The organism is Marivita lacus, from assembly GCF_014637725.1.
In the GTDB taxonomy this organism is placed as follows: domain Bacteria; phylum Pseudomonadota; class Alphaproteobacteria; order Rhodobacterales; family Rhodobacteraceae; genus Marivita; species Marivita lacus.
The window spans coordinates 209,496-222,852 of sequence record NZ_BMFC01000002.1 but is presented as its reverse complement, the minus strand read 5'-3'; the positions used below and the strand labels follow the sequence as shown (position 1 = coordinate 222,852).

Annotated in this window: 11 protein-coding genes; 4 read left to right on the top strand and 7 right to left on the bottom strand. The window is 63.2% G+C overall.

Going from position 1 to position 13,357, the window contains the following annotated elements:
* Window positions 1-53 precede the first annotated feature (53 nt).
* Window positions 54-1,196 carry a YhaZ family DNA alkylation repair protein gene (locus IEV82_RS05745; protein ID WP_188481017.1) on the bottom strand — a complete coding sequence of 381 codons (1,143 nt, stop codon included), beginning with the start codon at window positions 1,194-1,196 and terminating at the stop codon, window positions 54-56.
* A gap of 3 nt (window positions 1,197-1,199) precedes the next feature.
* The gene (locus IEV82_RS05740) at window positions 1,200-1,979 is read right to left on the bottom strand and encodes an SDR family oxidoreductase (protein ID WP_188481016.1); all 780 of its coding nucleotides are present in this window, start codon (window positions 1,977-1,979) and stop codon (window positions 1,200-1,202) included.
* A gap of 137 nt (window positions 1,980-2,116) precedes the next feature.
* On the opposite strand from IEV82_RS05740, the gene IEV82_RS05735 reads away from it, so the two are divergent.
* From IEV82_RS05735 to IEV82_RS05720, 4 genes are all read left to right on the top strand, one after another.
* Window positions 2,117-2,608, top strand: coding sequence for a hypothetical protein (locus tag IEV82_RS05735; protein ID WP_188481015.1), 492 nt, complete (start codon window positions 2,117-2,119; stop codon window positions 2,606-2,608).
* A 62-nt stretch (window positions 2,609-2,670) separates the two neighbouring features.
* The gene (locus IEV82_RS05730) at window positions 2,671-4,278 is read left to right on the top strand and encodes a peptide chain release factor 3 (RefSeq protein WP_188481014.1); all 1,608 of its coding nucleotides are present in this window, start codon (window positions 2,671-2,673) and stop codon (window positions 4,276-4,278) included.
* A gap of 113 nt (window positions 4,279-4,391) precedes the next feature.
* Complete coding sequence (locus tag IEV82_RS05725) at window positions 4,392-6,146, top strand: glycosyltransferase family 2 protein (protein WP_188481013.1); 1,755 nt, start codon at window positions 4,392-4,394, stop codon at window positions 6,144-6,146.
* 222 nt (window positions 6,147-6,368) lie between these two features.
* On the top strand, window positions 6,369-7,886 hold the full coding sequence (locus IEV82_RS05720) for a DEAD/DEAH box helicase (protein WP_188481012.1): 1,518 nt from the start codon (window positions 6,369-6,371) through the stop codon (window positions 7,884-7,886).
* A 58-nt stretch (window positions 7,887-7,944) separates the two neighbouring features.
* Here IEV82_RS05720 and gph read toward each other — a convergent pair whose 3' ends face one another.
* The 5 genes from gph to nuoN form a co-directional block, all read right to left on the bottom strand.
* The gene (gph, locus tag IEV82_RS05715; RefSeq protein WP_188481011.1) at window positions 7,945-8,601 is read right to left on the bottom strand and encodes a phosphoglycolate phosphatase; all 657 of its coding nucleotides are present in this window, start codon (window positions 8,599-8,601) and stop codon (window positions 7,945-7,947) included.
* Window positions 8,598-10,265: a ribonuclease J gene (locus IEV82_RS05710; RefSeq protein ID WP_188481010.1), complete on the bottom strand. Its 1,668-nt coding sequence runs from the start codon at window positions 10,263-10,265 to the stop codon at window positions 8,598-8,600. The genes gph and IEV82_RS05710 overlap by 4 nt, the downstream gene beginning before the upstream one ends.
* Before the next feature lie 3 nt (window positions 10,266-10,268).
* On the bottom strand, window positions 10,269-11,042 hold the full coding sequence (locus tag IEV82_RS05705; RefSeq protein WP_188481009.1) for a type III pantothenate kinase: 774 nt from the start codon (window positions 11,040-11,042) through the stop codon (window positions 10,269-10,271).
* An 11-nt stretch (window positions 11,043-11,053) separates the two neighbouring features.
* Window positions 11,054-11,788 (bottom strand): biotin--[acetyl-CoA-carboxylase] ligase, encoded by a 735-nt coding sequence (locus IEV82_RS05700; protein WP_188481008.1) that lies wholly within the window; start codon window positions 11,786-11,788, stop codon window positions 11,054-11,056.
* A 125-nt stretch (window positions 11,789-11,913) separates the two neighbouring features.
* The gene (gene nuoN / locus IEV82_RS05695) at window positions 11,914-13,356 is read right to left on the bottom strand and encodes an NADH-quinone oxidoreductase subunit NuoN (protein ID WP_188481007.1); all 1,443 of its coding nucleotides are present in this window, start codon (window positions 13,354-13,356) and stop codon (window positions 11,914-11,916) included.
* Window position 13,357: the final 1 nt, after the last annotated feature.

Genomic DNA, 13,357 nt, shown 5'->3' with positions numbered 1-13,357 from the left:
CCATAGGCCCAGCCTAGGCTGTCCCCGCAGGCCGGGCTTCAGCCCGGCACCCCTTAAACGAACTCCACCAAAGCCTCTGCCCGGTCCTGTCCGTTGACCTGCACAACCACCTGATGCGGCCCTCGATGCAGCGTGAAGGTCGACGCGCCGTCTTTCAACAGATGCGATTTACTGACGCTCAAAGGCACACCCGCGGCAAGCTTTGCCGCCTTCAGCTTGTAGACCTTTTCGCCTACGCGACCGTTCGGGCGGTGGAACCGGATGCGGTAATCCACCATCACCCGAAGCGCCTCGGGCGAGGTCAATGTCACGTCGATCCGCAGCGCGTCGCCGATCGCCACCGGGTTCGGGGCCACCTTCAGTGACACCGCGATGTCGCGGTCCTGCGCGTAGCCCAGCAGCGCCAGCGCGCCTGCCTCGCCACGCTTGACGGCGGTGCGCAACGCATGGCGGGTCATCCAGTCCAGTTCCCTCGGCGTCTGCCGGTTCGCCCCCTGCCAGTCCTGCAGCAGACCGGTCACCCGGTCCGGCGCGATCCTGCTCAGGTCGTTCATGTGATTGGCCACCGACCGCGTGACATAGCGCGTGGGATCGGCGTGGAGAGCATCGAGGAACCGCAGCGGCACCAGCGGATCAAGCGTGATGTTGGCAGCCCAGGGCAATCGCGGGCGGGTGCCTTCGCTGACAAGCCGCCGGACGTGGTAATTGTCATGCGCGCACCAGTGCTCAAGCCGCGCCAGAGTCTCGTCCGGCCAGCGGTTGAGGAAGGGGCGGATGTAGAACTCCATCGAGAACCGCTGTGTCGCGAGCTCCAGCAGGTCCAGCGCGCGGTCGCGGTGCTCGTCCAGCCCGTGCCGCACCGCAAGGATGCCGGGCACGGCATGGATGAAGCGGCCGAAATCATCATCAGTTTTGGCCGGGTCCAGAGGCAGCGGCATCGCCGCCTCCAGCGCGTCGGCCATTGCAGGAAACGAGCCAGGCAATTGCGCGGCGACGCAATCGGCCAGCCAGTCAAGCCGTTCAAGAAGCCCCCGCGAGGCCAACCCCGCGAGAGCCTCCGATGTAAAGCGCGCGGCATCAAAGCCCGGCAGTGCGGCGTATTCGGCTGCCAGATCGCCAATCGTGTTGGCGTTGAACAGCTGGTCCTTCAGGGAAAACCCCTGCGTCTTCCCTGCCCCGTCGGGACCGCGCGCCATTGCTCAGATCGTTGCGTTGGTGCCACCGCCGTCGATCAGCACGTTCTGACCGACGATGAACCCCGAATGCTGCGAACACAGGAACGCGCAGGTCGCGCCGAATTCCTGCCGCGTGCCGTAGCGCCGCGCGGGAATGGTGGCCTGACGGTTCTTGCGCGCCTCTTCAACCGAGATGTTCTGCGCCTTGGACACACCACCATCCAGCTGGTCGGCGCGGTCAGTGGCATGGATGCCCGGCAAGAGGTTGTTGACGATCACGCCATGTTCGGCCACCTGCCGCGCGGTGCCTGCCACATACCCGGTCAGGCCGGTGCGTGCCGCGTTGGACAGACCCAACGCCGGGATCGGCGCCTTGACCGATTGCGACGTGATGTTGACCACCCGGCCCCAGCCCCGGTCGATCATCCCCGGCATGAGAGCCGTCATCAGCGCGATCGGTGTCAGCATGTTGGCGTCCAGCGCCTTGATGAAATCCTCACGGCCCCAGTCGGCCCACGAGCCCGGGGGCGGACCACCCGCATTGGTCACGAGGATGTCCACGTCACCGGCGGCCTCGAGCACTTTTGCGCGGCCCTCTTCGCTGACGATATCCGCGGCAACGGTCACAACCTCGACCCCGTAGGTGCTGCGGATCTCTGCTGCGGTGGCTTCCAGCGCCTCGGCGCCCCGCGCATTCATCACGAGGTTGACCCCTGCCTCTGCAAGCGCCTCCGCACAGCCACGCCCCAAACCCTTGCTCGACGCGCAGACAAGCGCCCTCTTTCCGCTGATCCCGAGATCCATTCAAACACTCCCTAATTTGGTCAAAATCGTCCGTGAAAAGCCACGACCTGCCCACAGAGGTGCCACATTTCCAAACGATCTTAAAGCCATGCCGGTGCGTGTATGTTCAATTCCGGTCTGCGAAAGAGTAAACGGTCATGTCTGCTGCTATGTTTCAACTGCCCTCCACCTTCAAAGCCTGTCCCGCCGACGGGGTGCGCGCCGAATTCGGAGTCTGCCGGGGCGACCCGATCCGCCATATCCAGGACCTGATCCTCGGGGACACGTTTCTGCCGAAACGCGACGCCAAATGGGTCTCGGTGAGCCGCGACGACCGGACCCAGGACATGTTCATCCTCGACCGCGCGGCGAATCTGCCAAACCAGACCCTGTCGATCATCGCCGAACTGGTCTTCATGACCACCACCGGCCAGCGGCTTGACGTGTTCGCGGCGATCAGCGACGGCGATCTCTATTTCGTGTCGGACACGGTGTTCCAGGTGACGGTCGAATATGTCCTGATCGACATCCGCAATCGCACCGAGACCGTGGCACCGCAAATCACCCCGGTGCAAGAGGTCCAGACCGTGCATCCCGCCTTTGCAGCCTCCACACGACGCCCGATTGCGACACTGCGTCTGATCGGCTGAGCACACCGCCCGCCGCAAGCGTCATATGGACAAGCCGCGCCGCGCCGCCTATACGCGCGGCCATGCTGGACACGCCCTCAAATCGCCCTGACCTGCCTGCCGAAATCGCCCGGCGGCGCACCTTTGCCATCATCTCGCACCCCGATGCGGGCAAGACAACGCTGACCGAAAAATTCCTGCTCTACGGCGGTGCGATCCAGATGGCCGGACAGGTGCGTGCCAAGGGCGAGGCACGGCGCACGCGGTCGGACTTCATGCAGATGGAAAAGGATCGCGGCATCTCGGTTTCGGCATCGGCCATGTCCTTCGATTTCAAGGCCTTCCGCTTCAATCTTGTCGACACACCCGGCCACTCTGACTTTTCCGAAGACACCTATCGCACCCTGACGGCGGTGGATGCGGCGGTCATGGTGATCGACGGCGCGAAAGGCGTGGAAAGCCAGACGCAAAAGCTGTTCGAAGTGTGTCGCCTGCGCGACCTGCCGATCCTGACCTTCTGCAACAAGATGGACCGCGAAAGCCGCGATACCTTTGATATCATCGACGAGATTCAGGAACATCTTGCCATCGACGTGACCCCGGCCAGCTGGCCCATCGGTGTCGGACGCGATTTTGTGGGCTGCTATGACCTGATCCGCGACCGGCTGGAGCTGATGGACCGCGCCGACCGCAACAAGGTTGCGGAAAGCATTGAAATCAATGGGCTTGATGACCCCAAGCTGGCGCAACACGTGCCCGCACAGCTGCTGACCAAGCTGCGAGAAGAGATCGAGATGGCGCGCGAATTGCTGCCCACGCTGAACCCGCAATCGGTGCTCGAAGGGCATATGACACCGATCTGGTTCGGCTCTGCGATCAACAGCTTCGGCGTCAAGGAACTGATGGACGGGATCGGCACCTACGGGCCGGAACCGCAGCCGCAGAAAGCCACTCCGCGCGAAATTCTTCCTGAAGAAACAAAAGTTTCCGGCTTTGTCTTCAAGGTGCAGGCGAACATGGATCCCAAGCATCGCGACCGCGTGGCCTTTGTCCGGCTGGCCTCGGGGCATTTCAACCGCGGCATGAAACTGACCCATGTGCGGTCGAAAAAGCCGATGTCGATCACCAACCCGGTGCTGTTTCTGGCCGCGGACCGTGAACTGGCCGAAGAGGCCTGGGCCGGCGACATCATCGGCATCCCGAACCACGGCCAGTTGCGCATCGGTGACACGCTGACCGAGGGCGAGGCGCTCAAGGTGACGGGCATCCCCTCCTTTGCCCCCGAACTGCTGCAAACCGTGCGCGCGGGCGATCCGCTGAAATCCAAGCATCTGGAAAAGGCGTTGATGCAGTTTGCCGAAGAAGGTGCCGCCAAGGTGTTCAAGCCGATGATCGGCTCGGGCTTTATCGTCGGCGTCGTGGGCGCGCTGCAATTCGAAGTGCTGGGCAGCCGGATCGAGCTGGAATACGGCCTGCCCGTCCGGTTCGAGCCGTCGCAATTCACCTCGGCCCGCTGGGTGCATGGCGACAAACCGGCGGTGGAAAAGCTGGTCAACGCCAACAAGCAGCACATGGCCGAGGACAATGACGGCGACGTCGTCTACCTCACCCGCCTGCAATGGGACATCGACCGGATCGGGCGCGACTATCCCGACGTGACCCTGTCGGCGACCAAGGAAATGATGGTGTGATCCAAGGCCCGCCAAACAAGGCTTTGGCACGGGACTTGCGGCAGGCTTGAACCACGGCATTTCACAATGCCTTTTTCGTTGATCGAACCGCAGCGACACGGCACTCTGGTCCCATGAGCAGTCAAAAATCGCCGCCGAACCCGGCCTATCCAACCGGGCTGGCGGGCATCCTGAAACAGATGAATGCACGGCGGACGCCCTTGAGCTTTGCCAAGGGCGAAGCACTGCCGCCACTTGACTGCGATCTGGACAAACTGGCCAAAACGCGGGTCGAGCTGCCGGAGGACGACACGCGCAAGCTGTCAGAACATGCCCGCAAAAGCCGCGACATCGCGCGGGAACTGACCGGGCAGAACGCGCTGCTGCATCTCAACGCGCTGCTGATCGCGCATTTGCGCAAGCGCAGCCAACCGGCCCACACCGCGGACCTGTTCCTGCGGCTCTGGACCGAACAGTCTGATCTGCTGCTGCGCGAGATGGACCTGCGCTGGAAGGTCTCGAGCCTGACCACCTTCGGCGATCACGGCAGGACACCCGCGCAACGCAGCACCGGGCTGGCGCTGTCGACGTTGTTCGGCGCGATGAAGCTGTATGAAAGCGAGCGGTTGTATTCCAGCCGCGAAGCCGTCCGTCCCTTTACCCTCGACGGGCGGGCCAGCGGCCCCTTGCCGCTGGAGATGAACGCCTACACTCTGGCCGATGGCGGGCTGGACGTGAACATGATCGGACGCCTTTGGGAGGAAGCCGAGGCTGACGCGGTGATCAAACCGCTCGCGCAGGACATGCTGCACCGGTTGATCGACGATCCGCGCACGGTGTTCCGCCGCCTGCACCGCATGCGCGTGCGCAAGCAGCGCCGCAACGAACAGAACGCCGCCAGCACTGCCGAAACCGGCGTCACCGTACCCGTGCCCGCCGTTCCCGCAAAAACCCCGACATGGGGGCTGGTCTGCACCACAAACGCGCCGCTGCTCGACGTGGCACGATTTGTGGCGCATCACCTCGATATTGGCGCGCACCATATCCACCTCTATCTCGACGCGCCCGATCCGGATGTCACCGGGCTGCTGCAAAACCATCCGCAGGTCACGCTGACGGTCTGCGACGACGCCTATTGGAAGGGAATGGGAAAGAACCGCCCCGACGCGCACCAGCTGCGCCAGACCTTCAACGCCACGCGCGCGCTGCGGCTGGCCAGAGATCAGGTGGATTGGCTGGGCCATATCGACACCGACGAATTCATCCTGAGCCCGAAAAAGCTGTCCACGCTTCTCAAGGCGGTGCCCGACGACATGGCAGGCGCGCGCCTTTACCCAGCCGAGGCACTCGCCAGCCCTGTCGCAGGCGAAATGCCCAGGCATTTCAAGCTTCGCACCACGGGTGACGGGGTTTCGGCATCAGCGGCCACCGATATCTATCCGACCTTCGGCAGCTACCTGCGGGGTGGCTTTCTGAGCCACCTGGCGGGCAAGGTCTTTGCCCGGACCGGTCTGGGCGAAATTCGGTTGGCGATCCACCGCCTCAGGCTCAAGGGGGAGGATGTTCTCAACACCGCGACGGTCGAAGGGGCCTATGTCGGACACCTGCACGCGCCCGATTGGGACAGCTTTCTGACCAAGCTCGAATTCCGCCAGTCCAAAGGGTCGTACCGTGTGAAATCGGACGACGCTCTCAAGAATGTCGGTCATCTCCTGCAATTTCTGCACGACGAGGAAGGCGAGGACGGGCTGCGCCACTTCTTCACCGAAATGTGCGAGGACAGCGCGGATCTGCGGGCGCGGCTCAAAAAGCACAAGCTGCTGCTGGTGCCAAAGTTTGACCCCGATGCGGCAATCGAAAATGTGTTCGGCGTGTCACTGTCCGGTTGACCGGATTGCAACACTGTGGCGCGAAACCGGCGATTGTTGCCGCACCGCCACCAAAGCCTGTTGCAAAATGCCACTTCCGCGCAGGTGTGTCGCGCCGCATTGACCCGCGACCATTCCGCCATTACATAGCACCCAGATCTTAATTGTGGAAAAACACAGGGCCAAACGGGTCGGATCACAACAGACGCACGGGCGCAGTCAGTCCGTGAACAACGGATACACATGACAAAATTCTCTGAGTTGAACCTCAACCCGAAAGTTCTGAAAGCCGTCGAAGAGGCGGGTTACGATACGCCGACCCCCATTCAGGCAGGCGCCATTCCCCCGGCTCTCGAAGGACGCGACGTGCTGGGCATCGCCCAGACCGGCACCGGCAAGACTGCCGGTTTCACCTTGCCGATGATCACGCTGCTGGCCCGTGGACGTGCCCGCGCGCGCATGCCGCGCAGCCTCGTGCTCTGCCCGACGCGCGAACTGGCCGCCCAGGTCGCGGAAAACTTCGACACCTATTCCAAATATGTGAAGCTCACCAAGGCGCTGCTCATCGGTGGTGTCAGCTTCAAGGAACAGGACATGCTCATCGACAAGGGTGTCGATGTGCTGATCGCCACGCCGGGCCGCCTGCTCGATCATTTCGAACGCGGCAAGCTGCTGCTGACCGGCGTGCAGATCATGGTGGTGGACGAGGCCGACCGCATGCTCGACATGGGGTTCATTCCCGATATCGAACGCATCTTCTCGCTGACGCCCTTCACCCGGCAGACGCTGTTCTTCTCGGCCACCATGGCACCCGAGATCGAACGCATCACCAACACCTTCCTGTCGGCGCCCGCGCGGATCGAGGTGGCGCGGCAGTCCAGCGCATCCGAGACCATCGAACAGGGTGTCGTGATGTTCAAGGCCTCCAAGCGCGACCGCGAAGGCACCGAAAAGCGCGCGCTGCTGCGCAAGATGATCGAGGGCGAAGGCGATGCCTGCTCGAACGCGATCATCTTCTGCAACCGCAAGTCCGACGTGGATATCGTATCGCAATCGCTCAAGAAATACGGGCTGGACGCGGCACCGATCCATGGTGATCTGGACCAGTCCCAACGCACGAAAACCCTCGACGGGTTCCGTGAAGGCACGTTGCGTTTCCTCATAGCCTCCGACGTGGCGGCACGCGGGCTGGACGTTCCGGCGGTCAGCCACGTGTTCAACTTCGACGTGCCCAGCCATGCCGAGGATTACGTCCACCGCATCGGTCGCACCGGTCGCGCCGGCCGCAAGGGCAAGGCGATGATGATCTGCGCGCCGAAGGATGAAAAGAACTTCGATGCCATCGAACGACTGTTGCAGAAACCGATCCCCCGCCTGGAAAACCCGCTGGGCCAGACCGATTTCGAGGCGCCGTCCGAAACCGCTGACGACAAGTCGGACACCAAGTCCCGCCGCTCGCGGAGTGGTCGTGGCCGCTCCAAGCCGTCGGACACCGCTCAGGACCGCCGCGCCGAGGCCCCGGTAGAGCCGCCGGTAGAGGCACCCGTGGTCGAGGCTGTGAAGGAAAGCGCCCCAACCCGCGCGCCGCGCGAGGAAGCACCGAAGACCGAACAGGACACGTCGCGCAACACCAATGCCCCGCGCAATAACAACCGCCGCAATGATCGTGGCGGCGGCGGACGTGACAACAATGTTGTGGGCATGGGCGACCACATGCCGTCCTTCATCGCCAAAAGCTTTGACGAACGGCGCGCGGGCTAAGTTCCTGCGCGTCTGTTTCCGTCAACGGAAACAGGCGATGCGGTGACGCATCGCCCTCCTAGATCGGACGGATCAAGACCCGGCAGAGGTCGGGCAAATCCGTGAACCGCTCGAACGCCCGGTCATGCGGGATTGCGTCGATCGGCTTGGTCCGGATGCCTTCGGTGAACAGCGCAAAAGGCACCCCTGCCCGCTGCGCCGTTTCCGCGTCCACATCGCTGTCCCCGACATAGACCCCTTCTGTCACAGCCATCCGCTCGAACGCGAGGCGCAAGGGTGCCGGGTCCGGCTTGCGCACTGGCAAGCTGTCACCGGCGATGATCACGTCAAACCATTTCCCCAGATCGACCGCTTCGAGCACCGCCTCAAGCGGGCCACCCGGCTTGTTGGTGCAGATGCCCAGTTTGAAGCCCTCGACCTTCAAACGCATCACCGCGTCCACAACACCGGGAAACACGGTCGTCAACCCGGTGCTCGCTTTGTAAAGCGTCATGAACTGGTCCATCAGCGGGTCATATTGATCCGCGTCCAGCGCCGTCGCCGCGATGAGGCGATCCAGAAACACCCGTTCGCCCATCCCGACAAAACTGCCGATCTGCGCCGTTGGCAGCGGGTCCAGCCCGTGATCTGCCAAAAGCGCATTCGCCGCCGCCGCGATGTCGGGCAGGCTGTCGATCAGCGTGCCGTCCAGATCGAAGACGACACCGCGTGTCATGCAAGCCTGCTGATGACGACCGTCACTTCGGGTTTCTTGCCGATCTCGTTCTGCGTCGTCTGACGCGTGATCCGGCGCAGCCCGTCTTCCAGCTTGTCGTCATCGGTTAGCGTCTTGGCCCCGGCCCGCCCGATGAATTGCGACAGGTCTTCCTCCAGCACATCCACCAGCGGCGCATTGCTGCGGCCCAGTTCCGACAGCCCCATGACCTCGCACCACGGCTCGCCCAGCATCTCGTCATCCTCATCCAGAATGACGGTCACGATCACATGGCCGTTCAGCGCCATGCGAATGCGGTCCCGGACGATCCCGTCCAGCGCGCCGATCTTGACCGATCCATCAAGATAGGTGCGCCCGGTTTCCACGTATTCGACCACTTTCGGGTCATTGCCCGACAGGTCCATCATCATGCCGTTGACCGCCACAACGCCCTTGCGCCCCAACGAGGCCGCAACCTTGACATGCTCGCGCAGATGCCGGTGTTCGCCATGCATCGGGATCACAAGCTGCGGGTTCACCAGCGTGTGCATGGTTTCAAGATCGGGCCGGTTCGCGTGGCCCGACACGTGATACTTGCCCGAACTGTCATCGACCACGTCAACACCCTGTTCGGAAAACGCGTTCATGATGCTGATCACGCCGCGCTCATTGCCGGGGATCGTCTTGGACGAGAAGAGGAACAGATCGCCCTCGGCCATGGTCAGGCCCTGAAACTTGCCGCGGGCAAGCTGCGCCGACGCGGCGCGCCGTTCACCCTGCGACCCGGTCACGATCAGCATCAGGTTCTCGCGCGGGATCTGCGTCGCCTCTTCCGGGCTGACCACGGTTGGAAAATCCGCCAGAACACCGGTCTTGATCGACGCCTCGATCATCCGCCGCATTGCACGACCCAAGAGACAGACGGACCGCCCGGCCCGTACAGCCGCTTCTGCCAGCGTCTTCACCCGTGCCACGTTCGACGCAAAGGTGGTCGCCACGACCATGCCCTTGGCGTCACGCACCAGCGTTTCGATCTCGGGACCCACGGTCGCCTCGGAGCGCCCCTCATGAAGCGAAAAGACGTTGGTCGAATCGCAGACCAGCGCCTTGACGCCCGGCTTGCCGATCTCCTCCCACAGTGCCCGGTCAAAGGCCTCGCCCACCATCGGTGTCTCGTCGATCTTGAAATCGCCCGAATGCACCAGCCGTCCCTGCGGCGTGTCGATCACCAGCCCCGAGCTTTCGGGGATCGAGTGAGAGATGGGCACGAAACCCACCTTGAACGGTCCGGCCTCGACGGTTTCCGGCCAGGGCGACACGGTGCGCACGGTTTCCGGCGACTGCCCCGCATCCTCCATCTTGAGCCGCGCGATATGCGCCGTGAAGGCCCGCGCATAGATCGGCGCACCAAGGTCTTCCCAGAAATGCCCGACAGCCCCCACATGGTCCTCGTGGGCATGGGTGATAAAGATCGCCTCGAGCCGGTTGCGACGTTCCTTGAGCCAGCTGATGTCGGGCAGGATCAGGTCAACGCCCGGCGTGCCGTCCATGTCCGGAAAGGTCACGCCAAGATCCACGAGGATCAGCCTTTCCTGACCCGGCTTGCCGTAGCCATAGACATAGGCATTCATGCCAATTTCGCCGGCCCCGCCAAGAGGCAGGTAGATGATCCGTTCACCGCTCATGTTTTATCCGTTTTCTGTGTTATATGCATGTATGACCGTCAGACCGTGCATGGTCAGGTCATCTTCGATTGTGTCAAATAGCAGTTCCCCTTGAGCGAACAAGGGAGCAAGGCCGCCGGTTCCAATCACCTTCATGGATCGGCCATATTCAGCCTTTATGCGCGTCGTGATCCCCTGGATCAGCCCGACATACCCCCAGAAGACGCCCGACTGGATACAGGCCACCGTGTTGGTGCCGATCACGCGCTCGGGCTGCGAGATGTCCACATGCGGCAGCGCCGCCGCGCCTTGGTGCAGCGCCTCGAGCGACAGGTTCACGCCGGGCGCGATCACGCCGCCGACATAGGCACCGTCCTCGGCCACCACATCGAAATTCGTCGCCGTGCCGAAATCCACCACCACAACGTCGCCGCCATGCCGGTCGAAGGCGCCAGCGGCATTGGCCAGACGGTCCGGCCCCACCCCCGTGCCCGCATCGACGCGCGGCGGATGCGGCAAGAGGCATTCGGGCTTGCCCACCACGATGGGCCGCACGCCAAAGAACCGGTCCGAGAACACCCGCAGGTTCCACACCACGCGCGGCACGGTGGAGGCGACAATCACATCGGTGATGTCGGGCTCGATCCCGTAATGGGTGATCAGCGTCGAGAACCACGTGAAATAGGCATCCGCGGTGCGCCCGTGATGGGTCGAGGTGCGCAGCGTGCACAGGAACCGCTCCCCGTTCCAGATGGAGAACACGGTGTTGGTGTTGCCGCAGTCGATACACAGAAGCATGGCCCTGCCCCTCAAAAGAAAATATCTGCAGCCGCGATGGCTTGGCGGCCTGACGCGGTGTTTAGGACGATCCGCCCATCGGCGTCTACAGTCTCGAAGGTCCCCGTGACGTCATGGTCACCCATCCGCGCCGTCACCACCTCGCCCAGCCGTGCCGCGCGCGACAGCCACGCCTCACGGGTCGGCGCGAAGCCGTAGGTCACGAACTGCGCCTCGTGGCGGGCAAAGGCGGCGGCCAGCATGTCGAGGAACACCTCCTGCCCCACTTCGACCCCCAGCGCCGACACGACCGAAACCGGCGGCACCGCGCCCGCCTCGACCTCCGCTGCATCCGGTGCCGTGACAAGATTCACGCCGATGCCGATGGCCAGATGCGATCCAAGGCTTTCGAGCAGAATACCCGCCACCTTGCCTCCGGTCAAAAGCACGTCATTGGGCCATTTCAGCGCCAACCCGTCGACGCGACCCGACACCGCCACCAGAGCATCGAACAGCGCCAGTGCAGCCACAAAACTGCGCAGCGCGCGCCGGTCGGGTGCATCGGCGGTCGGTATCACCAGCGTCGCCGCGAAATTGCCCTTGGGATTGACCCAGACCCGCCCGCGCCGCCCCCGCGCCGCCGTCTGGTGCAGCGCACAGATCCAGGTCGGTCCCGACAGGTCCACCGCCTGTCGCGCCGCCTCGAGCATGGTGCTGTCCACTTCGGTCAGAACCTGCCGCCCATATCCCAAAGGCCAGTCAGCCATGCGCGACCCCGGCTTCTTCTTGTTCTGAATACTCCCGCCGGAGGCACCGCGTCCCGCGCAGCGGGGCGCAAAAAACAAAGCGACGCGCCAAGGGCGCGTCACGATGTGTCACGGAACAAGACTGCCTAGTTGACAAGGGTGGCCGCCGCCGCTGCCGCAGCACCTTCGATCCCGAAAAGGTTCACGACACCAACCACCATGATCACCGCGCTCGCCATCAACATGCCCCAGAGCATGGGGGACTTGCTGCGATCCAGCGCGTCGTCGCGTTCCTCGCCGAAATACATGTAGAAGACGATGCGCAGGTAGTAGAACGCCCCGATCACCGACGCGACCACACCGGCAATCGCCAGCCATGCCAGCCCAGCATCATAAGCCGCGCGCAGCACGTAGAGCTTGCCGAAAAAGCCGACCAGCGGCGGCACGCCGGCCAATGAGAACAGCAGCACCAGCATCGCCAGCGCCTTGCCCGGCTCGCGTTTGGAATACATGTTCAGCGACGCGATGTTCGACACCGGCTGGCCGTCGCGGCTCATCGACAGGATGAAGGCGAATGTGCCCACGTTCATCGTCACGTAGATCGCCATGTAGATCAGCATCGCCTGCACGCCGAACGCGGTGCCCGCCGCCAGACCCATCAGTGCGTAGCCCATATGGGCAATGGACGAGAACGCCATCAGCCGCTTGATGTCGGTCTGGCCGATGGCGGCAATCGCGCCAAGGAACATCGACAGGACCGACAAGAGCGCGATCACCTGGCTCCAGTCGCTGACTGCACCGCCAAAGGCGTCATGCATCACGCGGGCGAAAAGCGCCATCGCCGCCACCTTGGGGGCCGTGGCAAAGAACGCCGTGACTGGCGTGGGTGAGCCTTCGTAGACATCCGGCGTCCACATGTGGAACGGCACCGCCGAGACCTTGAACGCAAGGCCCGAGATCAGGAACACCAGACCGAACAGCAGGCCAAGCGACACCTCGCCCTCGGTTGCCGTCTGGATGATGCCCGAGAACAGCGTCGTGCCTGAATAGCCGTAGACTAGCGATGCACCGTAAAGCAGCAGACCCGAGGACAGCGCACCCAACACGAAATACTTGAGACCCGCTTCGGTGGATTTCAGGCTGTCCCGGCGCAGGGAGGCCACGACATACAAAGCCAGCGATTGCAGCTCGAGCCCCATGTAAAGCGACATCAAATCGCCTGCCGACACCATCATCATCATGCCCACAACCGCCAGCGCGATCAGCAGCGGATATTCGAACCGCAAGAGCCCGCGGCGGGTCATGTAGGCTTCGGACATCAGCAGAACCGCCGCCGCCGAGACAAGGATCACCACCTTGGCGAAGCGGGCGAAGCCGTCGTCGATGAACATGCCGTTGAAGGCCACGTTGGTCCCCGACCCGTTCAGCCCGATCCACACCGCAAGCGACAGGAAGAGGCCGCTGGTCGTCCAGACCAGCAACGATGCCGCGCCGTCCTTGACGGTGTAGACCGCGCCCAGAAGTGCGACCATCGCATAGACCGCCAGCACGATTTCCGGCAGGATGATACCCAGATCAGCCGAGAGCATA

Excerpts from the sequence above, each read along its gene's own strand:
- nuoN (WP_188481007.1), bottom strand. The coding sequence starts at position 13,356 with ATGCTCTCGGCTGATCTGGGTATCATCCTGCCGGAAATCGTGCTGGCG.
- IEV82_RS05710 (WP_188481010.1), bottom strand. The coding sequence starts at position 10,265 with ATGAGCGGTGAACGGATCATCTACCTGCCTCTTGGCGGGGCCGGCGAA.
- IEV82_RS05745 (WP_188481017.1), bottom strand. The coding sequence starts at position 1,196 with ATGGCGCGCGGTCCCGACGGGGCAGGGAAGACGCAGGGGTTTTCCCTG.
- IEV82_RS05740 (WP_188481016.1), bottom strand. The coding sequence starts at position 1,979 with ATGGATCTCGGGATCAGCGGAAAGAGGGCGCTTGTCTGCGCGTCGAGC.
- IEV82_RS05705 (WP_188481009.1), bottom strand. The coding sequence starts at position 11,042 with ATGCTTCTGTGTATCGACTGCGGCAACACCAACACCGTGTTCTCCATC.
- gph (WP_188481011.1), bottom strand. The coding sequence starts at position 8,601 with ATGACACGCGGTGTCGTCTTCGATCTGGACGGCACGCTGATCGACAGC.
- IEV82_RS05720 (WP_188481012.1), top strand. The coding sequence starts at position 6,369 with ATGACAAAATTCTCTGAGTTGAACCTCAACCCGAAAGTTCTGAAAGCC.
- IEV82_RS05730 (WP_188481014.1), top strand. The coding sequence starts at position 2,671 with ATGCTGGACACGCCCTCAAATCGCCCTGACCTGCCTGCCGAAATCGCC.
- IEV82_RS05725 (WP_188481013.1), top strand. The coding sequence starts at position 4,392 with ATGAGCAGTCAAAAATCGCCGCCGAACCCGGCCTATCCAACCGGGCTG.
- IEV82_RS05700 (WP_188481008.1), bottom strand. The coding sequence starts at position 11,788 with ATGGCTGACTGGCCTTTGGGATATGGGCGGCAGGTTCTGACCGAAGTG.
- IEV82_RS05735 (WP_188481015.1), top strand. The coding sequence starts at position 2,117 with ATGTCTGCTGCTATGTTTCAACTGCCCTCCACCTTCAAAGCCTGTCCC.